Here is a 21,971-nt window from a genome sequence, read left to right on the forward strand (position 1 = left end):
CCCGCCCGGTTCAGCGATACGTGACGGCTTTGACCGCCTCGATGACCTCGCCGACATTCGGCAACGCCAGTTTCTCGAGGTTGGCCGCATAGGGCATCGGCACGTCCTTGCCGGCAATGGTGATGACCGGCGCGTCGAGGAAATCGAAGGCGCGCTGCGACACCTGGTTGGCGATATGGTCGCCGACCGAGCTCTGCGGATATCCCTCCTCGACAACGATCAGGCGGTTCGTCTTCTTGACCGAGGCGATGATGGTATCGAGGTCAAGCGGGCGGATGGTCCTGAGATCGATGATCTCGACATCGATGCCCATGCCGCGCAGCTCGGCTTCCGCCTTGACCGCATAGGTCATGCCGATGCCGAACGAGACGATGGTGACGTCCTTGCCGGATTTGTGGATGCGCGCCTTGCCGATCGGCAGCACGAAATCATCGAGCTTCGGCACGTCGAAGGACTGGCCGTAGAGGATTTCGTTCTCCAGGAAGATGACCGGATTGGGATCGCGGATCGCTGCCTTCAGCAAGCCCTTGGCATCGGCGGCGGTGTAAGGCATCACCACTTTCAGGCCCGGAATGTGGCTATACCAGGCGGCATAGCACTGCGAGTGCTGGGCGGCGACCCGGGCGGCGGCGCCGTTCGGTCCACGGAACACGATCGGCGCGCCCATCTGGCCGCCGGACATATAGAGCGTCTTGGCGGCGGAGTTGATGATCTGGTCGATCGCCTGCATGGCGAAGTTGAAGGTCATGAACTCGACGATCGGCTTCAGGCCGGCCATCGCGGCACCAACGCCGACGCCGGCAAAGCCATGCTCGGTGATCGGCGTGTCGACAACGCGGCGCGGCCCGAACTCCTGCAGCAGCCCTTGCGTGATCTTGTAGGCGCCCTGGTATTCGGCGACCTCCTCGCCCATGACGAAGACGTCACCGTCGCGGCGCATTTCCTCGGCCATCGCGTCACGCAGCGCTTCGCGCACCGTGGTCGAGACCATCTCGGTGCCGGCCGGAATGTCCGGATCGGCGGCGATTTCCGTCTTTGGAGCGGCAGCGACCGGCGTCGCAGCCGGCTTGGTGGCCTCCGCCTTGTCCTCGGCGGCGGCCAGAACCTCAGCCTTTGCAGGTGCTTCCGCCTTGGCGGGCGCGGCGGCCTTGCCGATATCCCCGGCGCTTTCGCCGTCCTGCAGCAGCACGGCGATGGGGGTGTTGACCTTGACGCCTTCGGTGCCGGCGGCGATCAGGATCTTGCCCAGCGTGCCCTCGTCAACGGCTTCGACTTCCATCGTCGCCTTGTCGGTTTCGATCTCGGCGATGACGTCGCCGGCGACGACCTTGTCGCCCTCGCTCTTCAACCACTTGGAAAGATTGCCCTCTTCCATGGTCGGCGAGAGAGCGGGCATGAGAATTTCGATCGGCATGTCCTTGCCCTCCCGTTACAATACGATATCGGTCCAGAGCTCGGACGGATCCGGCTCCGCGTCGTTCTGGGCAAATTCGGCGGCGTCGGCGACGATGTCGCGGACCTCCTTGTCGATGGTCTTGAGCTCGTCTTCGGTCGCCCACTTCTTCTCGGTCAGCCGCGCCTTGACCTGTTCGATCGGGTCATGCTCGGAGCGCATCTTCTGCACTTCTTCCTTTGAGCGATACTTCGCCGGATCGGACATCGAGTGGCCGCGATAACGATAGGTCTGCATTTCGAGGATCAGCGGCCCGTTGCCGGCGCGGCACCATTCGGTGGCCAGATCGCCCGCCGCCTTGACGGCGCGGACATCCATGCCGTCGACCTGGATGCCGGGAATCTTGAACGAGGCGCCGCGATGCGAAAAGTCCGTTTCCGCCGACGAGCGCGAGACCGAGGTGCCCATGGCATAACGGTTGTTCTCGATGATGTAGATCACCGGCAGCTTCCACAGCGAGGCCATGTTGAAGCTTTCATAGACCTGGCCCTGGTTGGCCGCACCGTCGCCGAAATAGGTCAGCGAGACATTGTTGTTGTCCCGGTAGCGGTTGGCGAAGGCCAAGCCCGTGCCGAGCGACACCTGCGCGCCGACAATGCCGTGGCCGCCGTAAAAGTGCTTTTCCTTGGAGAACATGTGCATGGAGCCGCCCTTGCCCCGTGACAGACCGCCACGACGCCCGGTCAGCTCGGCCATGACGCCACGCGGCGACAGCTCCATCGCCAGCATGTGGCCGTGGTCGCGATAGGCGGTGATCATCTGATCGCCGTCGATCAGCGCCATCTTCATGCCGGTGACGACCGCTTCCTGGCCGATATAGAGGTGGCAGAAGCCGCCGATGAAACCCATGCCGTAAAGCTGGCCGGCCTTTTCCTCGAAGCGGCGGATGAGCAGCATATGCCGGTAGGCGGCAAGCTCTTCGTCCTTGGTGAAGTCGGCGGGCTTGGGGGCCGAAAGCCCCGATTTGCCGTCGGATTTGGATTTGGCAGGCGCTTTTCTGGCGGCGGTGGCCATGCATCACTCCCTGTTGGCGTCTCTTTGTGGACATTAGAGCAGGATGAAATCTGCTCTGGGGAGATCAGCTGCTCCCCACCGATTTTAGGGAGGCTAACACGCGTCAAAGCGTTGCGCCATGCCGAATTTGCATAGCTGGCATGCGCCTAAGCAATTAAAATCATTGAAAATATTGGCGATTAACTCGATATCGGTTATTTTGTCGAGGCCGGCAACATGATGGTGATTTCATCAGCCTGGGACAGATTGAGCGCCTTGCGCGCCTGCTCGTCGAGCATGTCCTTCTCAAGCGTGCCTTCATGCATTAGCCGAACGCGGCGCTCGAGTTCCATGCGGCGCGCCTTGATCGCATCGAGCTGGCTCTGCAGCGCAACCGTCTGGGCTTCCAGCTGATATTTCGAATAGATGCCGAATTCACCGTGATAGGCATGAAAGCCGAAATAGGCCAGGAACGCCACGCAGAGCGAGGGAATGATCAGCCGGCCGGTGTTTCTCTGCTTGTGCTGACGCGTCCACATCGCCCGATTCCTCTAGAGCATGATGCCGAAAAGTGTGAAGCGGTTTTCGGACGACATCATGCTCTATCTCTTTGATTTAGAGTCGGATTCAGATTTCAGGTCGAACAGACCTGAAATCATCCGGCTCTAGGCCGCGAACTCAGGCGGCTGACGATCTTTTTCGCCCGATTGTGCTTAACGGACGGTTACGGGCGATCGGTTTGGCGAGCCGAAATGAAAAAGGGCGGGAATGCTCCCGCCCTTTCATCCGATATCCGGGGATCCCGAATGTTTCCGGATCAACCCTTGACCACCGACTTGCCGGCATAGCTTGCCTGCTTGCCGAGTTCTTCCTCGATGCGGATCAGCTGATTGTACTTGGCCATGCGGTCCGAGCGCGACAGCGAGCCGGTCTTGATCTGTCCGCAATTGGTGGCAACCGCGAGATCGGCAATGGTCGAATCCTCGGTTTCGCCCGAGCGATGCGACATCACGGCGGTGTAGCCGGCCTTGTGTGCGGTCTCTACGGCGTCGAGCGTTTCCGTCAGCGAGCCGATCTGGTTAACCTTGACCAGGATCGAATTGGCAACGCCCATGCGGATGCCGTCGCGCAGCCGTGCGGTGTTGGTGACGAACAAATCGTCGCCGACCAGCTGGGTCTTCTTGCCGATCAGGTCGGTGAGGTACTTCCAGCCTTCCCAGTCGTCCTCGGCCAAGCCGTCCTCGATCGAGATGATCGGATAGTCGGCAGCGAGCTTGGCCAGGTATTTGGCCTGCGCCTTGGGGTCACGCGTCTTCTTCTCGCCCTCATAGACGTAGTTGCCGTCCTTGAAGAACTCGGTCGCCGCGCAATCAAGGCCGAGCGCGATCTCCTCGCCCGGCTTGAAGCCGGCCTGCTCGATCGATTCCATGATGAAGTCGAGCGCCACGGGCGCGCTTTTCAGGTTCGGGGCGAAGCCGCCCTCGTCGCCGACATTGGTGTTGTGACCGGCATCCTTCAGCTTCTTGCGCAGCGTGTGGAAGATTTCCGAACCCCAGCGCACCCCTTCGCGCAGCGTCGGCGCGCCGATCGGCATGATCATGAATTCCTGGAAGTCGATCGGGTTGTCGGCATGCGCGCCGCCATTGATGATGTTCATCATCGGCACCGGCAGGACATGCGCCTTGGTGCCACCGACATAACGGTAGAGCGGCAGGCCGGCGGCATCGGCCGCGGCCTTCGCCACCGCCAGCGAAACGCCGAGAATGGCGTTGGCGCCGAGGCGGCTCTTGTTGGGTGTGCCGTCAAGCTCGATCATGGTCTGGTCGATATGGATCTGGTTTTCGGCTTCCATGCCGCCGATGGCCTCGAATAGCTCACCGTTCACCGCCTCGACGGCCTTGAGCACGCCCTTGCCGAGATAGCGGGCACCGCCGTCGCGCAGTTCGACGGCCTCATGGGCACCGGTCGAGGCGCCCGACGGCACCGCCGCGCGGCCCATCGAGCCGTCTTCGAGAATGACATCGACCTCGACGGTCGGATTTCCACGGCTGTCCAGGATTTCACGCCCGACAATGTCGATGATGGCGGTCATTGCGATGTCCTCGATTGATCTGAAGAATGTCGCACGTCTTAGCCAAAGTGCCGCAAAAGGCAATCGGCCGGCTCGCAATTATTGCCGTGGCGTCAGCCGTCGCGTTTGAACGGATTCAGTCGCCGCGCTTTAGGTCTTTGTTTTCAAGCATGTCGTTCTGCCAAAACCGGGACCACTTTTGGGCGACATGCATCAGGCGATTCACGAAGCGCAAAACGCTGTCATCATAAGTCATGTACGGCAGACCGGCTTGCGACTATGGTGTGGGTGCGCGGGGCGAAACAGGAGGAGTTTCGCCATGTCCCAGTTGAGTGGTATCGTGAGTCTGTTCCTGATCGCGGCGGCGTTCCTGACGTCGTGCGACAATCAGCAGTCGCCGTCCAAGGCGATGGCCCCCTTACACATCAGCGAATAGCTGCCGCATCAAAACAAAATGGCCCCGTCGAGACGGGGCCATTTTGGTTTTGAGCCGTCAGTGCCAGTAAGGCGTGACCTTGTAGTAGTCGTAGGATGCGTCTCGCGCGGTCTCGCCATCGGCGTCGGTCAGTTCGTTGATCGAATAGGCGGGTGCCGCCTTCAGCTGCTCCTTGGAGAACGGCACGACATAGCCGCCCTTGTCCTCGTCATAGTCGAGGCTTGCCCACGGAATGGCGTGATATTTTTCGCCGATGCCGAGGAAGCCGCCGAAACCGATCACCGCGAACATGATGCCGTTTGACGTCTTGTCGAGCATGACGTCCTGGATGCTGCCGATGCTCGTGCCTTCGGTGTTGTAGACCGAAGTGCCGATGACTCGCGAAGCGGCAATGGCTTGGGTATGGCCTGTCTGGGTTGTCATGATGTGCTCCTCATTGTCGTTGAACCATGCTTTGACAATGAGGGGCGCGAGCGAAAGTTCCCGACTTTTTTCCGCGACAGCCGATCACTCCGCGAGGATGAAGGTGACCTTCATGTTGACGCGATAGGCAGCAATCTTGCCGTCCTCGACGACGATCTTCTGGTCCTGGATCCAGGCGCCTTCGACGTTCTTCAGGGTTTTGGATGCGCGCGCAATTCCCTTTTCGATGGCGTCCTGAAAGCTCTTCTTCGACGACGATGTGATTTCGGTGACGCGGGCGACGGACATGGCTTCCTCCTGCCAAAACGCTCATTTGCCGGGCGAGCGTACAGCCGGCCTGTGCCTTCCACAAGCGCCGGGCGGCGGCAGAGGATATGTCTGGCCTAGTGACCCTTCGCAATCCGATCAAATGCCATCAGCCGCTCGAGCAGGGCCGGCATGTCCTTCAACGGCAGCATGTTCGGGCCGTCGGAAGAGGTCGAGTTGTCAGGATCCTGATGGGTCTCGATGAACACGCCGGCAACGCCGACAGCGACGGCCGCGCGGGCCAGCGTCTCGACAAAGCGGCGCTCACCGCCCGAGGAGCCCCCCTGCCCGCCCGGTTGCTGCACCGAATGGGTGGCATCGAAGATCACCGGCGCGCCGATCTCGGCCATGATGGGCAGAGCGCGCATGTCGGACACCAGCGTGTTGTAGCCGAAGGAGGCGCCGCGCTCGGTGGTCAGCACATTGGCGTTGCCGGATCCGGTGATCTTGGCGACGACGTTCTTCATGTCCCAGGGGGCGAGGAACTGCCCCTTCTTCACGTTGATGACCTTGCCGGTTTTGGCGGCAGCGACCAGCATGTCGGTCTGGCGCGACAGGAAAGCCGGGATCTGCAGGACATCGACATGCGGCGCGACGATAGCGCACTGCTCCTCGGTGTGGACATCGGTCAGCACGGGGAGTGAAAATTCCGTGCGCAATTCGTCGAAGACCGGAAGGGCTGCGTCCATGCCGGCACCCCGGGTCGCGGAAAGCGAGGTGCGGTTGGCCTTGTCGTAGCTGGTCTTGTAGACGAGGCCTATGCCAAGCTTGCCAGTCAGCTCCTTCAGCGCGCCGGCCATGTCGAAGGCATGCTGGCGCGATTCAAACTGGCATGGGCCAGCGATCAGCGCCAAGGCTGCATTGTTGTCGAAGACGACATTGCCGACGGTTACCGACGAATTGGGCGCCATCGAATTAGGCGCTTGCGGCTTGCTCATGGGATCTCCCGGAAAATGAAAGCCGCGCCCTGTCCGGGTGCAGGCTGCACGACAATATCATTGCCCGCTATATCGTGTTGGATGGAATTGGCTGCAAGCAGCCTCGATGTCACATCGGCGCGCCGGACCGAAAAGACCACCGCGGCGAAGCGAAGGTTTGTTGGCGCGCCAGCCGGCAGGCCAAAGCGTGCGGTGAAAGACGCCGGGCCAAGCACGCTCAAATCTGCATTCGGCAAGTGAAACGTGCCGCTCTGCCGATTAGCGGTCGGATCGTCCACCGCCACGGAAATCAGCCGATGCTGTTCTCCAGGCGCATTGCTGACCGCAACGATCTCAACAATTCCGGTGGCGCCGTTGGCGTGGGCCTGCAAAGCCGCGCGGTCCACATCAGGCGCGTTGACCCGCTCGCAGGCAAACAGGAAGGCGTCCGTGGCCTCGGCTCCGGCCGCAAAGGCGAGCTTGAACGATGCGATGTCGCTTTTGCCCGCCGTGTCCGTGAAGGCGCGCGAGAAACTCAGCATGTCGCCCGCCGAAATGCCGGCTTCGAGGTAGCACGCATGGTCGGCGTCGACGTTGCCGGTCGCAAGGACCATCGCCGAAAAGCCCTCATCGCCGTTGCTCTCGCGATAGATGCGGTCGCGCGCGACGAAGACATTGCCATCGGCAATGGCTTGCATGGCGGCCTGTTCATCACCGATCGCCAGCGGCTCCAGATAGACGCCGTCGGCGAGGAACACACAGCAGTTTTCGGTTCCGAAGGGATGGATGCCGGTCGGGGCAACGACGAAGCCAAGTGCGTTGAGCCGGGCTCGCGCCACCTCAAGGCTGCGCGTCGGCAGCACCAGGTGATCGAGCGGATGAGTGCCAGTGGCAGTGGTTTGGGTCATGCAGGCGCGATGTGCATCATTCCGCAAATCGGTTCAAGACTTGATCGCGATCCCGGCCAGTTCGCCCCATCGGTTCACGACGTCGAAAAGGCACGAGTTGGAGCAAGGCTTGATCAGCCGCCGGCCACGACGTCGGCCGAATAACGCAGCTCGCGCATCGGTTTGACCTTGCTGGTGGTCTGCGCGTAGAGCGGGTGCGCCTTGTAGGCGGCCAGCGCGGCGTCATCGGCGAACTCCGCATAGACGACCACGTCGACCTCATCCGACAGCGGATCGACCTTGGTGTTCAAGGTGACCTCGAAAAGGCTGGAATGGGGGATGTTGCCGAGCGCCAACAGACCGGTGCGCACAGCTTCGACATCCCCTTTGCGCCGCGCGCTGAAGAAAACGATATGTCGGATCAACCCCGCCTCCTCGATCAAATGCTGGGGTCTTTTGTGACGGCAGGACGGTGGCGTCAATCGACAAGGATGTCGCGGCTGCCAGTTGTTCGAATGGACGCTACCCGGTGACGGATCGCACGACGCGGCTAACTTCTCTCACTGTGGTGTCGAGATACCGGCCCTGATTGTAAAGGCCGTCCCAGATCAGGAAAAACGCGACGGCGGCAATGGCGACTACATAACGCATGGCTAAATCTATCGCACAAGCGATGCCGCAGCCATAGGCGTTTTTGGCGCGTTCGGCCCTTGCTGTGCAAAAGGCGGATCCACGCCGGCCAGAGCAACCCGCTTGGCACAGCCCCGCTTGCAGCCTGCCCCTTGAAGTCCCCCCTCATGAGTGGAAGATTGTGGCAGGGATTCACTGGGAAGTGCTGAAGCTCTGTTTAAGGGGCGCGCGCTTTCGTTCGAGCCCGCCCATCACTGAGCCGGTCGGCACCCGGGATGAGGCAAAGGCGTTCGAACCCGGCGAATGATCCAAGAGAACCGCGGCCCGGCAATTTGCGCCGACACCGCGGAAATCCAGGGGCGTGAGATGGCACACAAGGAACATTTTGGCGTAGCGTTGAGCGACGCGGTCAGGCTCGACGAATTCAATTTTGCCGAGATCGTCAAGGGCCTGCCGGCGAAGGCCCGGATGGTGCTGTCGGCGGCGATGAACCTGCCGCGCGGCTCGCTCAAGGTCAGGATGCCGGACGGCCGCGCCGTCCTCGTCGGCGGCAAAGGACCCGGCCCGGACGCCGAACTGGTGCTCAAGAACTGGCGCTTGCCCGGCCGCGCCTTTTCTGGCGGCACGATCGGCGTTGCCGAATCCTACATGGACGGCGATTGGGACAGCCCCGACGTGACCAGCTTCCTGGAGCTGTTCGTGGTCAATTCGGTCGTCGGCGAGCGTATCGCGGGCGGCACCAGCTGGCTCATCAACACCGTCCAGCGCATTCGCCATTGGTTCAACCAGAACACGCGTACCGGCTCGAAGCGCAACATCTCGGCGCATTACGACCTCGGCAACGCCTTCTACAAGGAATGGCTCGATCCGAGCATGACCTATTCCTCGGCGCTCTACACGACAGGTGCCAACGACCTGGAAAGCGCGCAGGCCGCCAAATATCGCGCGCTGGCGAAGGACACAGGGATCGGCCCGAAGGACCATGTGCTGGAAATCGGCTGCGGCTGGGGCGGCTTCGCCGAATTCGCAGCACGCGAGATCGGCTGCCGGGTGACCGGGCTGACGATCAGCCGCGAGCAGCACGACTTCGCCAAGGCGCGCATCGCCAAGGCTGGACTTGCCGACAAGGTCGACATCAAGCTGCAGGATTACCGCGACGAAACCGGCACCTATGACCGCATCGCCTCGATCGAGATGTTCGAGGCGGTCGGCGAGAAATACTGGCCGGTGTTTTTCGGCAAGATGAAGGCTTGCCTGAGGCCCGGCGGCACCGCGGGCCTGCAGATCATCACCATCAACGAAGCCGCCTACGACACCTATCGCGCCAGGCCGGATTTCATCCAGCGCTACGTCTTCCCGGGCGGCATGCTGCCGACGCCGTCGATCCTGAAAGCACTCGGCAAGGATCACGGCCTTGCCCATCTGCGCGAGCGCGTGTTTCCGGACGACTATGCGCGCACTCTCGCCGAATGGCGCCACCGGTTCTGGGCGTCATGGGAGAAGATCGTCCCGCTCGGCTTCGACGACCGCTTCAAGAAGCTCTGGGAGTTCTACCTGCACTATTGCGAGGCCGGATTCCGCGCCAGCTACATCGACGTGCGCCAGGTGGTCTACAAGGCGTAGGTCGACACGCTCTCGATTTCATTGATGCTGACAAGGCGATGTCGAGCATGATCTCGACATCGCCGCTCGGTCGCCGTCAAAAAGTCCGATCGCGAGGCAGGATGCCGCGCAGGGCGGACGAATCGGAAATCACCGGATGCGCAAACGGACGATCTTCTTCGGTGTGATTGTTGTCGCTGCGGCGGGCATCTGGCTCAACAACACCTCGCTGTTGTCGAGCCGCCCCGCCGGCAAGCCGGAGGTGCTTGCCCATCGCGGCCTTGCCCAGGACTACGCACGTGAAGGCATGACGGGTGAGACTTGCACGGCCAGTCGGATGTTGCCGCCGCGCCATGCCTACCTCGAAAACACTGTTCCCTCGATGGAGGCCGCCTTCGCGCTGGGCGCTGACGCGCTCGAACTGGATGTCCACCCGACGACAGACGGCAAGTTCGCCGTCTTCCACGATTGGACGCTGGATTGCCGCACGGAAGGCAAGGGAGAAACACGCAGCCATTCCATGGCTGAGTTGAAGACCCTCGATGTCGGCTACGGCTATACGGCGGATGGCGGCAAGACCTTTCCATTTCGCGGCAAGGGTATCGGCATGATGCCATCGCTGGATGAGGTTCTGGCGCACTTCCCGGCCCGCCGCTTCAACATCAACGTCAAGAGCAACGATCCGGGCGAAGGCGAAAAGCTGGCCGCCTGGCTTGCTACGCTGGCGCCTGCCGAACGCCTCTATCTCTCGGTCTATGGCGGCGACAAGCCGATCGCCGCGGTCAAGGCAGCACTCCCGGACATGCATACGCTAAGCCGCGCCTCGCTGACGCAGTGCATCCTGCGCTATGCCGCGATTGGCTGGAGCGGCTACATTCCAGATGCCTGCCGCAAAGGCATCTTGCTCATCCCCGTCAACATCGCGAAATGGATGTGGGGTTGGCCGAACCGGTTTCTCGATCGCATGCAAGGCGTCGATAGCCGCGTCTACCTGCTCGGCCCTTATTCCGGCGGCGACTTTTCGCAAGGGCTCGACGATCCCGAACTGATCAAACAGCTGCCGGACGGCTATTCCGGCGGCATTTCCACGGATGCGCTGGATCTTGTCATGCCTGACATCAAGAAGCGGTTCGCGCCGCCGGCTCAATCCACGCCATAAGGCCTGGACCCGAACCACCCTTCAAAGAAGGATTCGGTATTTCGCGAATCCTGCCTCGCCCTCGCCCGCCGGTTCGATCCTAGGCGATTTCACCTGCGCAATGAAATCCTTGGCCTTGGCGCCGGTTTCGAACACGGCGCTGGTTCCAGGCAATGGCGCGAACGACCAGTTGTCGTCCGCCGATGGGTTGATCGTGCCCTCGCTGACGATGTAGCGAACGATGACGTCGCGATTGGTGTCCGGCGCCTCGTAGATGATCTTCGAGGCATTGATGTCGGGGAAATTGCCGCCGCCACCGGCCCGGTAATTGTTGGTCGCAACGACGAATTTCTGTTTGGGATCAATTGGTTTTCCATCGAAACTCAGGTCGACGATACGGTTGGCGCCGGCGTTCACCAGCCCGCCCTTGGCATCGTATTTCGGCGGCTGCGACAGGTCTATCCTGTAGGTGACGCCGTCGATGACGTCGAAATTGTAGGATGGGAAGTCGGTGTTGATCAGGGCCTGGTCGGCCTTCCCTGGTTCCATCCGGTTGAAGATGCCGGCCGACATTTCCAGCCATTCCTTGACCTGCGCACCGGTGATGTCCACCGCCCGCACGGTGTTGGGATAGAGGTAAAGATCGGCAATGTTCTTGATGGCGATGTCGCCGGCCGGCACGTCGGTATAGTAATCGGCGCCGTTGCGCCCGCCGGCCTTGAACGGAGCGGCCGCCGACAGCAGCGGCACATCCTTCCATTGCGTGTTCTTCAGGATATCCCTGAGGTACCAGGTCTGCGCCTGGCTAACGACCTGCACCGACGGATCGTCCGCGACCAGCGCGAAATAGGAATAGAGCGGCGCGGAGGTCTTGCCGACGGGACGCCGCACATACGCCAGTGTCGCCTGGTGGTCCTGCTCGAGGGCCGCGATGACGCGCTTGTCGTCAGGGACAGTCGGCTTGTTCTTGTTGTCGACGCGTTCGAAGATCGGCCGTGCCTCGGAGGTTGCCGAAACGACCTTCCATTTCGACCCGTCGCGCTCCAGCATCAGGTCGATCAGCCCCATATGCGAGCCCCAGAAGCCACCCATGACGGCGGGCTTGCCCTGCAGCGTGCCTTTCTGCGTGTCGACACCTTCTAGTGACTGGAAGTCCTTTTTGCCGGGGAAAACCAGATGCTGGTGACCGGTGAACACCGCATCGATGCCGTCGACGCCGGCGACGAAGAACGAGGCGTTCTCCATCATGTCGCCCTGCTTCACGTCGATGCCGGAATGCGAGAGCGCAATGACGATGTCGGCGCCCTCCTCCTTCATCTGCGGCACCCAGGCCTTGGCCGCCTCGACGATGTCGCGCGTCTTGACGTTGCCTTCGAGGTTCTTGAGATCCCAGACCATGATCTGCGGCGGCACGAAGCCGATGATGCCGATCTTGATCGGCTGCTCGGCGCCCGAACCGTCCTTGATCTTCTTGTCGAGGATTACATAGGGCTTGAGATAGAGCTTGTCGTCGCGCGGGTTCGAGGCCAACTCGGTGCCGCGGATCAGATTGGCGCAGACGAATGGGAAATTGGCGCCGGCCAGCACCTTGTCCAGGAATGACAGGCCGTAGTTGAATTCGTGGTTGCCCAGCGTAGAGCACTCGTAGCCGAGCAGGTTCATGCCCTTCATGATCGGATGCAGGTCGCCATCCTTCAGGCCCTTCTCATAGGCGATATAGTCGCCCATCGGATTGCCCTGCAGCAGGTCGCCATTGTCGATCAGCATCGAATTCACGGCTTCCTTGCGCACCGCGTCGATCAGGGACGCCGTGCGCGACAGGCCCATCGTGTCGTTCGCTTTGTCGGCGTAGTAGTCGTAAGGCAGCACATTCACATGGATGTCGGTGGTTTCCATGATCCGGAGATGCGCCTGGTTGGCCTGCGCACGGGCCGAGAACGGATGCAGCATGATCAGTGCCCCTGCGGCGGCGCCCGCAAGGAGATCACGGCGGGAGACGGGATGGAGCAGTTGCGACATGTTTTCTCCTTCGACGACGTGACAAGCCCTGCCCCAAAGCGAACTTCGCTCTGAAACTCATCCAAGTCCATTCAAGAAGTTGCGCGTTAAACTCAGTCGATCAGCAACAGATGACGCGTGGATGAACATACGCAGCCGGAGAAGATCAGCCCTTGTCGTCGTCGCCCTGGGTGATCAATCGCGCGCTTCGCTGGCCCGTCGCGTAGATCCATAGCCAGCTCAACGAAACCGCAAGCCGGTTGCGGAAGCCGATCAGGAAATAGATGTGAGCAATCCCCCACAGCCACCAGGCGGCCCAGCCGGTCAGCTTGATCCAGCCGAAATCGATCACCGCGGCGCGCTTGCCGATCGTGGCGAGATCACCGTCATGCCGGTAGCGGAACGGCCGCGAGCTGGTGTCGCCGGCAAGCCGCGCCTTCAAGGTGGCGGCAACATGCCGGCCCTGCTGCTTGGCGGCGGGCGCCACACCGGGAACGGGCCGCCCGTCCGGCCGCAGGACATGCGCGGCATCGCCGATGACGAAAATCTCCGGGCTGCCCGGCACACTCAGATCGGGCTCCACCAACACTCTGCCCGCCCGGTCTGCGGCCGCGCCGAGCCATTCGGCGGCCGGTGAAGCAGCCACGCCCGCCGCCCACAGGATCGTCTTCGCCGCCAGATGCTTGTCGCCGAAGACGACGCCCTCGGCGTCGCAACGCGTAACAGCCCGGCCGAGCTCGACCGTCACGCCGAGCCGCTCGAGCGCCTTCGAGGCATAGTCGGAAAGTTTCGCTGCGAAATTGGCCAGAATACGGTCACCGGCCTCGATCAGCACCACGCGGGTTTGCCGTGTGTCGATGTTGCGGAACTCGCCGTACAGCGTGTCATGCGCGAGCTCGACGATGGTGCCGGCCAGCTCAACGCCGGTTGGCCCGCCGCCGACGATCGCAATGGTCAGCTGCGCCTGGCGTTTGGCGGGATCGGTCTCCCGCTCTGCCTGCTCGAAGGCCAGAAGAATGCGCCGACGAACCGTGGTGGCGTCCTCCAGCGTCTTCAGGCCGGGCGCGAAAGGCTCCCACTCGTCATGGCCGAAATAGGCGTGACGGGCACCGGTGGCGAGCAGCAGCGTGTCATAGGCGACCGAACTGCCATCATCGAGCAACACACGCTTGCCGGCGCGATCGATACCGACGACATTGGCGAGCAGCGTCGTCACATCCTTGCGCTTGCGCAGGAGATGGCGGACCGGCCAGGCGATCTCGGATGTCGCCAGCGCGGTGGTCGCCACCTGGTAGAGCAATGGCTGGAACAGGTGATGGTTGCGCTTGTCGATCATGGTGATGCGCACCGGGGCGCCACCAAGTGCACGGGTGAATTCGAGACCGCCGAAACCCGCGCCGACGACGACCACATGATGGCTGGCTTGGTTCATCTCAATTCACCCTGGCGAGCAAAATTGCCTGCCCCAGATGTAGGTACTTTTGTGCATTGCAGCAACAGACCGCCGGTGCCTGAGACTCGTCGTTCCATGTCGTGAATGCACATGTTGTATCGTATCGCGAGGTATAGCGTTCTCGAAACCGCACGACGAGGTGAGGCATGGCCAACGATCATGACGATGAGGCTCCGGCGCAGTATTCTTCGCCGCCCTGTTTCATGCATGAACTCGATCCGGAATTCCGTGCGCCTCTGAGCGACTGGACCGATGTGCGACGCTGGCGCAGGACCGAGCGCGAACGCCTGATCGCGGCGCGTCTTGCTGTTTCCGCCGACGCGCGAGCGGTGATGTCACAGCGCATTGCGGACGGCCTTGATGCGATCATCGGCGAGATCGCCGGCCGCATGGTCAGCCTCTACTGGCCGTTTCGCGGCGAGCCGGACCTGCGGCCATGGATGGCGTCCATCAATGAACGCGGCGGCCGCACCGCCCTGCCCATCGTTGTCGAGAAAGACCAGCCGCTGATCTTCCGCGCCTATGCGCCGGGCGACCGGCTGGAGAAAGGCGTCTGGAACATCCCGATCCCGGCCGAGGGCGATCCGGTGCTGCCGGATATCGTCATCTCGCCGATCGTCGGCATCGATCCCGGGAACTACCGCCTGGGTTATGGTGGCGGTTTCTTCGACCGCACGCTGGCGGCGATGCCGTTCAAGCCGCTGGTCATCGGCGTCGGCTACCAGTTGCAGCGTATCGCCACCATCTACCCGCAGCCGCACGACATTCCGATGGATCGGGTCGTCATCGAGGCCTGAGAGCTTGTTTGGAAAATTATCCATACTTCCGCCGCGCGCAGCACAAATGTCACGTGACAAAAATCCGACTTGGTCGATAATAGTATGACCTTAAGCGGACCATGCTGCGCGGGCTGTTTCGACATGCGCTCTGGGCGGATTCAACAGTGTCCGGTCGCCCTTTAGGTTGGCTGCTTCACGGCGGATGACAAGATGATCGGACGAACAATAGCGGCTGCCCTTGCTATCGCGTTTTCCTTTTCGCCTTCGCATGCGCAACCACAGCATCGTTTGCCGAGCGGTTACAAATGGGGCCGTTGCCTGCTTGTTGTTGACGGTCAGACCCGCATATCCGGAAAATGCTCCTATCAAATCGAGAAGGGTGGCGATTTCAATATCCAGGGGCCTCGGCAAGTTTTTGCAGGTATCGACTATCCCGATACGCATAGTGGGGCTGATGAACTGTCCAAGGATTACTGGGCAGATGTCTACAAAGACGGAGATGTTTGGGCCGGCTACGCGAACTCGGACATTAGCGAAACTCACGGTGATGAACGTTGGGCAGAACTTCACCGCGACGGCGCATGCTATGTTGGGAAGGACGTCCGGGTGTGCCTTTGGCGTTAAGCCATCTCCGGCTTCATGCCCATGGCCGTGCGGTCGACGATCTCGCGCAAGGCGAATGACGAGTTGATCTTCGTCACATGTGGCATCGCCGACAGCCATTCCTTGTGGATGCGCTCGTAGTCGACCAGGTCTTTTGCCGCGATCCTCAGGATGTAGTCGTATTCGCCCGACATCAGATGGCAGGACAGCACGTTCGGGCAGCGCTTGATCGCCGCCTCGAAATCCGACAGCGTCTTCTCGAACTGCCCCGACAGCGATATGTGCACGATTGCCGTCATCTGGTGGCCAAGCGCTGCGTTGGAAAGCCGGGCATGGTAGCCGCGAATGGTTCCGGATTTCTCCAGATTGTCGAGCCGGCGCGAACAGGCCGACTGCGACAGGCCAACCTTCTCGGCAAGTGCCGCATTGGGTATCCTGCCATCCTTCTGCAAAGTCTCGAGAATGGCGATATCAATCCTGTCGAGCGGCATTCTTCGTGAATCCTGCGAAAATATGGTTATTTTGCGCAACGATTATCGAAACTCACCTGTTGGCGCAAGCGCATTCGCAAACACCTGCGCACCGATTCGTGGTTCACTCCACCCATACAGGGAACGAGCCCAAAAGGGCCGGATCAGGAGAAGAAAATGCGCGTTGGCTGCCCCAAGGAAATCAAGAACCACGAATATCGCGTCGGCCTCACCCCCGGCTCGGTCCGCGAATATGTCGCCCATGGCCACGAAGTGCTGGTCGAGACCGGCGCCGGGGCTGGCATCGGCGCAGATGACAACGCCTATCGCGCCGCCGGCGCCACCATCGCCAAGACTGCTGCCGACGTGTTCGCCAAGTCGGACATGATCGTCAAGGTCAAGGAGCCGCAGCCCAACGAATGGGCGCAGCTTCGCGAAGGCCAGATCCTGTACACCTATCTTCATCTTGCTCCGGATCCGGAGCAGACCAAGGGCCTCCTCGCTTCCGGCGTGACCGCAATCGCCTACGAGACCGTGACAGACGATCGCGGCGGCCTGCCGCTGCTGGCGCCGATGTCGGAAGTTGCCGGACGCCTGTCGATCCAGGCCGGCGCCACGGCGCTGCAGAAGGCCAATGGCGGCCGCGGCGTGCTGCTGGGTGGCGTGCCCGGCGTGCTGCCCGGCAAGGTCACCGTGCTCGGCGGCGGCGTCGTCGGCCTGCACGCTGCCAGGATGGCAGTGGGCCTTGGCGCCGATGTCACCATCATCGACCGCTCGATCCCACGCCTGCGCCAGTTGGATGATCTCTTCGCCGGCCGCGTCCACACCCGTTACTCGACTGTCGAAGCGCTGGAAGAAGAGTGCTTTTCAGCCGACATCGTCGTCGGCGCGGTGCTGATCCCTGGTGCGGCGGCGCCCAAGCTGGTTTCGCGCGAAATGCTCTCGGGCATGAAGAAGGGCTCGGTGCTGGTCGACGTCGCCATCGACCAGGGCGGCTGCTTCGAGACCTCGCACGCCACCACCCACGCCGAGCCGACCTACGAGGTCGACGGCGTCATCCACTATTGCGTCGCCAACATGCCCGGCGCGGTGCCGGTCACCTCGGCCCATGCGCTCAACAACGCGACGCTTCACTATGGCCTGCAGCTTGCCGACAAGGGCTTGAAGGCGCTGGTCGACGACCACCATTTGCGCAACGGCCTCAATGTCCACAAGGGCAAGATCACCAACCGGGCTGTCGCCGAGGCACTCGGCTACGAACTGGTCGAGCCGAAAGCGGTTCTCGCGGCCTGAAATCTCACCTAGGAAAACTCTCTCCTGTCAGCCCGCCGGTTTACGCCGGCGGGTTTTTTCTTTGAGAAATCAAGGATATCGGCGCCTGTTTTTCAGGCAATTCAGGATCAAAAACATGTGCCGTTACGGCACTTTGCCTAACAATGTTGCATTTTTGCCATACCTAAATTAGCCGACTCCCTGCTAGGAAGATTCCGGGCTTTATTAATTAGGGGTTTGGGCTATGTTTGTTCGCGTTTCTGCGAAGTCTTTTCTGTTTTCCGCTGTGTCACTCGTAGCTTTGATGTCTGCCGCTCACGCGGCCGACGTTGTGCAGCCGGTCGAAGCATCCGGCTTCAACTGGAGCGGCGTTTATGTCGGCTTTGGCGTGGGCGCCGGGGCCAATGTGCACGAGTTGGGCACTGATTTTGCACCTATCTCGCTGAACGGCATCGGAGGCGAAGGCGTCTACGGTGAATTGACGGTTGGCTACGACTACATGGTTTCGCCCCGCTTCCTGCTTGGCGGCATCCTTGACGCTCACGTCGGCAATATAGAAACCTCGCTGGATGCTGGCGGATTGAGCGCTTCGATTCAGGAGACCTATGGTTTCGACGCCGGTTTGCGAGTCGGCTACCTCTTCACGCCGAACACTCTGGGCTACGTGCTCGGCGGCTATTCCTGGCAGAAGTACAAGCTCGACACGAATGCCGGTTTCGGCCTCGACTGGGATCAGAGCGGATATTTCGTTGGCGGCGGTGTTGAAACGGCCATCAACAGCAATTGGACGATCAAGACCGAATATCGCTATACCCGCTTTGGTACCGCGAACATTCTTTCCGATCTCGGCGTTCCAGACGGCGTCCTCAACACGGATACCTCGCGGCATACCTTCCAGGTAGCTGCCAACTATCGCTTCAATGCGCAAAATGGCGGCGGCGCAACCTTCGAGACTCCTGCCTACAACTGGACTGGCTTCTACGTTGGCGGCGGTCTTGGCGCGGGCGCTTCCGTGCACCAGATCGAAATCCCACCGCTTGGTGGCGCCAAGTTCAACGGTCTCGGCGGCGAGGGCGTCTTTGGTGAACTGAACGTTGGCTACGATCATGACTTCGGCAGCTGGGTCGCAGGCGTCATGGTCGATGCCCGCTACTCCGGCATGACCTCGAAGCTGGATCTTGGCGGCGGGTCGATCAATGTCGATACCGACTATGGTTTCGATGTGCTGGGCCGCGTCGGTATGAAAGTCAACGAATCGACCCTCGCCTATGCGCTGGCGGGCTACAGCTGGCAGCATTTCGATCTGAACGCTTCCGACCCGATCGGCGACATCCTCGACTGGGGTTCCAGCGGTTTCTCGGTTGGTGGTGGTCTGGAAACAGCCCTGTCCAGCAACGTCACCGTCGGTCTGGAATATCGCTACTCACAGTTCGCCAAGAAGGATTTCTCGTCGGAGCTTTCTCTGCCTGACGACTCAATCACCTCCACTTCTTCATTCCATACCGTGCGTCTCGGCGCGAAGTACAAGTTCAACTAAAAGGCCCTCCAGCCAAACAGTTGCAGCCCGTCGGCCTCGCCGGCGGGCTTTTTCGTTGCGCGGACAATTCTTGCGAAAACGCAGGCAACAAAAAAGCGGAGCCAAAGCCCCGCTTCCTCGATATCGAGATTTGCCGCCGGTTCATCCGCGGTCGGCAAATCGATCGACAATGGCTTTCTATCGCGATTGTGCGACAGGAGTACGACAGCGTCACCAGTCGGCAATCCCGCGCCTCAAGCGCGCTCGATGCGGCATTGGTAGCAATTGTTGCGCGCCGAGCGGACATGGACGTAGGCGATATCGTCGCGTTCCAGCAAGGTCGCGGCCCACGCGGTGATGTCGCCAGTCGGGATGACACCGCCACTGCCGTAGACGATACGATCATCCCTGCCATAGCCGCGCACGATATAGTCGGGGCTTTCAAGAATCTCGGGAAGTGCTTCGCTCCCGACGGCACGGTCGCATTCCTCGGCATGCAGGAAGATCGGCCCGGTTTCGGCATAGGGCTGAAGCTCCGGGAATGGCCGGTAGGCTAGAATGAGGTAAGCGTCCCCCGCGGCGATATTCTTCAGGCAATGCCGGCAAGGCATGCCGTCACCGTCGGAAATCTTGCGCCCGGGCGTTTGGCCATAGGCATCGGCGCCGCCGCGCTGCAGCGCCCTGACATCTTCGGTCGGCAAGGCTTTGAACTGGATTGTCATGTGAAATCTCCGGTGCGTTGGCCGGAAATTATGCCCTCGGCTCGACGCTTCCCACCCGATTCCTGCCAACTGTCCAGGACCGATCGGCTGCAGCGATCGGTCCCGGACCAACTTGCCGGATCAGCGGTCTCTTCAATCCAGCATGATAAGCCAGCTAAACAACGTATGCCGTGCCTTGTGAATCAGCGGACGAAATCGTCGAAGCGTCGCAGCGTCACGCGGCGATTCTGCCAGTTTTCGTTCTGCGTCCGCACGAGCAGGAACTCTTCGCCGTAGCCGACGGTCTCGAGTGCATAGCCGGGCACGCCGAATTCGCGCACCAGCGTGCGCTTCAGCGAGGCAGCGCGCTGTTCGGACAGAGCCTGGTTCGACTGGAAGGAGCCGACAGCATCGGTATGGCCCTCGATCAGCACGCGGGCGCCGGGGTCGCGGCGCAGGATGCGCCGCAGCGCATCGGCGATGTTCTCGATCTTGTCGTATTGCGAGTTGGAAATGGCAGCCGAACCGAAGGCGAAGTTGATCGACTGGATATCGATCGAGCGGGCCATGCGGCGCAGATCCGGGCGCCGCTTGAATTCGCGGATGGTGACGCGCTCGTTCGGCCGCAACTTCACGCGCGGTGCCGCCTCAAGCTTCCGCTCAATCGTCGCGGCCGAAGGCGTTGTCGCCTGGGCGGCGGCAAGGCTCGGCATGGCAATGGCCGCGATCAGCGCGGCAGCGAGTGTACGGCGGGTCAGCATGTCTTGTCTCCTTCGGCCTTGGCCGCTTTGATGGTGCGGTCAACATGCCAAAGGCAGCCTGAAGCGCCGATGAACGGCGAGTTCAGATTCCTGCTGATGTCAGATTCCGGCTGGTGTCACGGCCGCATGACGCTGGCCGAGCGCTCGGTGAACGGCAGCGGATGCACGATTTCCTTCTTTTGCGCCACCGGTGCAAAGCCGAGCTTCTGGTAGAGCGGCAGGGCGGCCGGATGATCGAGCGTGCAGGTTTGCACCGTCACCCGCTTCGGTCCGTACGACCATGCGGCGGCGATTGCCGAACCCAGGAACCAGCGGCCGATGCCTTGCCCGGTCGCGTGTTCCATCATGCCGAAATAGGCAAGTTCGACTTCTTCCGGCAGATGCGGCTTTAGGTCGAAGAAGCCGGCCGGCGCACCGTCGAGATAGAGCACCCTGATATCACGGTCCTCGCGGTGGATGCCGGCAGAAAGCTCGTCATCATCCAGCCGCAGCACATTGACCCAGTGCCATTTGCGCCCCACCCGGTCCATCAGATAGCGGTAGAAATGCAGGGGAATGTCCTTGGTCTTCAGCAGCGCGACCTGACGGTTATAGGGCACGGGCGGCGAATAGGCCGGCGGCACATGCATCTCGAGGAATGTCACCGTGACTTCGATGTCTTCCAGCGCACCGTTTTCCATCGTTTTCATTCCTTGCCGGTCACGACCGGCGTGTCGGAAAGCCCACCCCATTCCGTCCATGAGCCGTCGTAAAGCCTGTTGTTCGTATGGCCAAGCGTTTCCAGCGCAAGGGTCACCACCGCCGCGGTAACACCGGAACCACATGAAGTGATGATGGGTTTCGACAGATCGATGCCGGCCTCCTCGATCACCTTGCGCAGGCGGTCCTTCGACAACAGCTCGCCATTTTCCGACAGCGCCGAATAGGGCAGATTGCGCGCGCCAGGCATATGGCCGGAGCGGACGCCAGCACGAGGCTCCGGTTCCGCACCGGTAAACCGGCCCGGTCCACGCGCGTCAGCGATCTGGCTTTCCCTGGTGTCGACCACCCGGCGCATGTCAGCGAGGCTGGCGACGCGACCGGCGTCGAAATCGACATGAAACACGCTTGGCGCGATCTTAGTCGGTTCGGCCGTTACCGGCCTGCCGGCGGCTTTCCAGCCATCGAAACCGCCGTCCAGAATATAAGTCTGGAACACGCCCATCACCCGGAACATCCACCACGCCCGAGGTGCGGAGAAGAAACCCGGACCGTCATAGACGACGATGGTGTCATCGGCCGACACGCCCATGGCGCCCACATACTGGGCGAAATGCTGCGGCGACGGCAACGTATGCGGCAGCGGCGAATCGGGATCCGAAACCGCATCCTGATCCAGGAACCGGGCACCCGGAATGTGCGCCGCCTCGTACTCCTGGCGCGCATCGCGCTTCTGCGCCGGAAGGTACCAGGACGCGTCGACAACCACCAAGCCCGGCTCGCTAAGGCGCTCCTGCAGCCAGTCCGCATCAACGGTGAAAGGGCTATCTTCAGCCATTCTTTGTTCCCTCTATCCTAGGCAA

At 61.3% G+C, this 21,971-nt stretch carries 24 protein-coding genes; 6 read left to right on the plus strand and 18 right to left on the minus strand.

Annotated features, from left to right (window positions below):
* Positions 1 to 10 precede the first annotated feature (10 nt).
* The 10 genes from ACZ89F_RS14495 to ACZ89F_RS14540 form a co-directional block, all read right to left on the minus strand.
* Positions 11 to 1,414, minus strand: coding sequence for a pyruvate dehydrogenase complex E1 component subunit beta (locus ACZ89F_RS14495; RefSeq protein ID WP_476092560.1), 1,404 nt, complete (start codon positions 1,412 to 1,414; stop codon positions 11 to 13).
* A gap of 15 nt (positions 1,415 to 1,429) precedes the next feature.
* Positions 1,430 to 2,467 (minus strand): pyruvate dehydrogenase (acetyl-transferring) E1 component subunit alpha, encoded by a 1,038-nt coding sequence (gene pdhA, locus ACZ89F_RS14500; RefSeq protein WP_476092561.1) that lies wholly within the window; start codon positions 2,465 to 2,467, stop codon positions 1,430 to 1,432.
* A 194-nt stretch (positions 2,468 to 2,661) separates the two neighbouring features.
* A complete protein-coding gene (locus ACZ89F_RS14505; RefSeq protein ID WP_476092562.1) occupies positions 2,662 to 2,985 on the minus strand; it encodes an FtsB family cell division protein in 324 nt (107 codons plus the stop codon).
* Positions 2,986 to 3,263: 278 nt separating this feature from the next.
* Positions 3,264 to 4,538 carry a phosphopyruvate hydratase gene (gene eno, locus ACZ89F_RS14510; protein WP_476092563.1) on the minus strand — a complete coding sequence of 425 codons (1,275 nt, stop codon included), beginning with the start codon at positions 4,536 to 4,538 and terminating at the stop codon, positions 3,264 to 3,266.
* A 472-nt stretch (positions 4,539 to 5,010) separates the two neighbouring features.
* The gene (locus tag ACZ89F_RS14515; RefSeq protein WP_476092564.1) at positions 5,011 to 5,376 is read right to left on the minus strand and encodes a PRC-barrel domain-containing protein; all 366 of its coding nucleotides are present in this window, start codon (positions 5,374 to 5,376) and stop codon (positions 5,011 to 5,013) included.
* Between the two features lie 84 nt (positions 5,377 to 5,460).
* Positions 5,461 to 5,664, minus strand: a complete 204-nt coding sequence (locus ACZ89F_RS14520) for a dodecin family protein (RefSeq protein ID WP_027045027.1) — start codon at positions 5,662 to 5,664, stop codon at positions 5,461 to 5,463.
* 95 nt (positions 5,665 to 5,759) lie between these two features.
* Positions 5,760 to 6,620 (minus strand): 3-deoxy-8-phosphooctulonate synthase, encoded by an 861-nt coding sequence (gene kdsA, locus ACZ89F_RS14525; protein ID WP_476092566.1) that lies wholly within the window; start codon positions 6,618 to 6,620, stop codon positions 5,760 to 5,762.
* A complete protein-coding gene (locus ACZ89F_RS14530; RefSeq protein WP_476092567.1) occupies positions 6,617 to 7,507 on the minus strand; it encodes a VOC family protein in 891 nt (296 codons plus the stop codon). The genes kdsA and ACZ89F_RS14530 overlap by 4 nt, the downstream gene beginning before the upstream one ends.
* A 113-nt stretch (positions 7,508 to 7,620) precedes the next feature.
* A complete protein-coding gene (locus ACZ89F_RS14535; protein ID WP_476097287.1) occupies positions 7,621 to 7,911 on the minus strand; it encodes a Dabb family protein in 291 nt (96 codons plus the stop codon).
* 97 nt (positions 7,912 to 8,008) lie between these two features.
* A complete protein-coding gene (locus ACZ89F_RS14540) occupies positions 8,009 to 8,137 on the minus strand; it encodes a hypothetical protein (RefSeq protein ID WP_476092568.1) in 129 nt (42 codons plus the stop codon).
* A 345-nt stretch (positions 8,138 to 8,482) separates the two neighbouring features.
* Here ACZ89F_RS14540 and ACZ89F_RS14545 point away from each other — a divergent pair, with 345 nt between their 5' ends.
* Both ACZ89F_RS14545 and ACZ89F_RS14550 read left to right on the plus strand, forming a co-directional pair.
* Complete coding sequence (locus tag ACZ89F_RS14545; protein WP_476092569.1) at positions 8,483 to 9,739, plus strand: class I SAM-dependent methyltransferase; 1,257 nt, start codon at positions 8,483 to 8,485, stop codon at positions 9,737 to 9,739.
* A gap of 136 nt (positions 9,740 to 9,875) precedes the next feature.
* Positions 9,876 to 10,877: a glycerophosphodiester phosphodiesterase family protein gene (locus ACZ89F_RS14550; protein ID WP_476092571.1), complete on the plus strand. Its 1,002-nt coding sequence runs from the start codon at positions 9,876 to 9,878 to the stop codon at positions 10,875 to 10,877.
* 21 nt (positions 10,878 to 10,898) lie between these two features.
* On the opposite strand, the gene ACZ89F_RS14555 is transcribed toward ACZ89F_RS14550, so the two are convergent.
* Positions 10,899 to 12,875 carry a bifunctional 2',3'-cyclic-nucleotide 2'-phosphodiesterase/3'-nucleotidase gene (locus ACZ89F_RS14555; RefSeq protein ID WP_476092572.1) on the minus strand — a complete coding sequence of 659 codons (1,977 nt, stop codon included), beginning with the start codon at positions 12,873 to 12,875 and terminating at the stop codon, positions 10,899 to 10,901.
* Between the two features lie 145 nt (positions 12,876 to 13,020).
* Complete coding sequence (locus ACZ89F_RS14560) at positions 13,021 to 14,286, minus strand: NAD(P)/FAD-dependent oxidoreductase (RefSeq protein WP_476092574.1); 1,266 nt, start codon at positions 14,284 to 14,286, stop codon at positions 13,021 to 13,023.
* Between the two features lie 167 nt (positions 14,287 to 14,453).
* Here ACZ89F_RS14560 and ACZ89F_RS14565 point away from each other — a divergent pair, with 167 nt between their 5' ends.
* Positions 14,454 to 15,104 carry a 5-formyltetrahydrofolate cyclo-ligase gene (locus ACZ89F_RS14565; RefSeq protein ID WP_476092576.1) on the plus strand — a complete coding sequence of 217 codons (651 nt, stop codon included), beginning with the start codon at positions 14,454 to 14,456 and terminating at the stop codon, positions 15,102 to 15,104.
* A gap of 192 nt (positions 15,105 to 15,296) precedes the next feature.
* Positions 15,297 to 15,710 (plus strand): hypothetical protein, encoded by a 414-nt coding sequence (locus tag ACZ89F_RS14570; protein WP_476092577.1) that lies wholly within the window; start codon positions 15,297 to 15,299, stop codon positions 15,708 to 15,710.
* Here the strand turns inward: ACZ89F_RS14570 and ACZ89F_RS14575 are convergent.
* Positions 15,707 to 16,180: an Lrp/AsnC family transcriptional regulator gene (locus ACZ89F_RS14575; protein ID WP_010909317.1), complete on the minus strand. Its 474-nt coding sequence runs from the start codon at positions 16,178 to 16,180 to the stop codon at positions 15,707 to 15,709. The two genes, ACZ89F_RS14570 and ACZ89F_RS14575, sit on opposite strands and share 4 nt — an antisense overlap.
* A 156-nt stretch (positions 16,181 to 16,336) precedes the next feature.
* Here ACZ89F_RS14575 and ald point away from each other — a divergent pair, with 156 nt between their 5' ends.
* Positions 16,337 to 17,452: an alanine dehydrogenase gene (ald, locus tag ACZ89F_RS14580; RefSeq protein ID WP_476092578.1), complete on the plus strand. Its 1,116-nt coding sequence runs from the start codon at positions 16,337 to 16,339 to the stop codon at positions 17,450 to 17,452.
* A gap of 223 nt (positions 17,453 to 17,675) precedes the next feature.
* Positions 17,676 to 18,968, plus strand: a complete 1,293-nt coding sequence (locus ACZ89F_RS14585; RefSeq protein ID WP_476092579.1) for an outer membrane protein — start codon at positions 17,676 to 17,678, stop codon at positions 18,966 to 18,968.
* On the opposite strand, the gene ACZ89F_RS14590 is transcribed toward ACZ89F_RS14585, so the two are convergent.
* The 5 genes from ACZ89F_RS14590 to sseA form a co-directional block, all read right to left on the minus strand.
* Positions 18,965 to 19,138 carry a hypothetical protein gene (locus tag ACZ89F_RS14590; RefSeq protein WP_476092580.1) on the minus strand — a complete coding sequence of 58 codons (174 nt, stop codon included), beginning with the start codon at positions 19,136 to 19,138 and terminating at the stop codon, positions 18,965 to 18,967. The two genes, ACZ89F_RS14585 and ACZ89F_RS14590, sit on opposite strands and share 4 nt — an antisense overlap.
* A 63-nt stretch (positions 19,139 to 19,201) precedes the next feature.
* Positions 19,202 to 19,669, minus strand: a complete 468-nt coding sequence (locus ACZ89F_RS14595) for a DUF1203 domain-containing protein (protein ID WP_476092581.1) — start codon at positions 19,667 to 19,669, stop codon at positions 19,202 to 19,204.
* A gap of 182 nt (positions 19,670 to 19,851) precedes the next feature.
* Complete coding sequence (locus ACZ89F_RS14600) at positions 19,852 to 20,409, minus strand: OmpA family protein (protein WP_476092582.1); 558 nt, start codon at positions 20,407 to 20,409, stop codon at positions 19,852 to 19,854.
* 116 nt (positions 20,410 to 20,525) lie between these two features.
* On the minus strand, positions 20,526 to 21,089 hold the full coding sequence (locus ACZ89F_RS14605; RefSeq protein ID WP_056588808.1) for a GNAT family N-acetyltransferase: 564 nt from the start codon (positions 21,087 to 21,089) through the stop codon (positions 20,526 to 20,528).
* Positions 21,090 to 21,094: 5 nt separating this feature from the next.
* Positions 21,095 to 21,946: a 3-mercaptopyruvate sulfurtransferase gene (gene sseA, locus ACZ89F_RS14610; protein WP_476092583.1), complete on the minus strand. Its 852-nt coding sequence runs from the start codon at positions 21,944 to 21,946 to the stop codon at positions 21,095 to 21,097.
* Positions 21,947 to 21,971 lie beyond the last annotated feature (25 nt).

It is taken from the genome of Mesorhizobium sp. USDA 3734 (assembly GCF_056279665.1).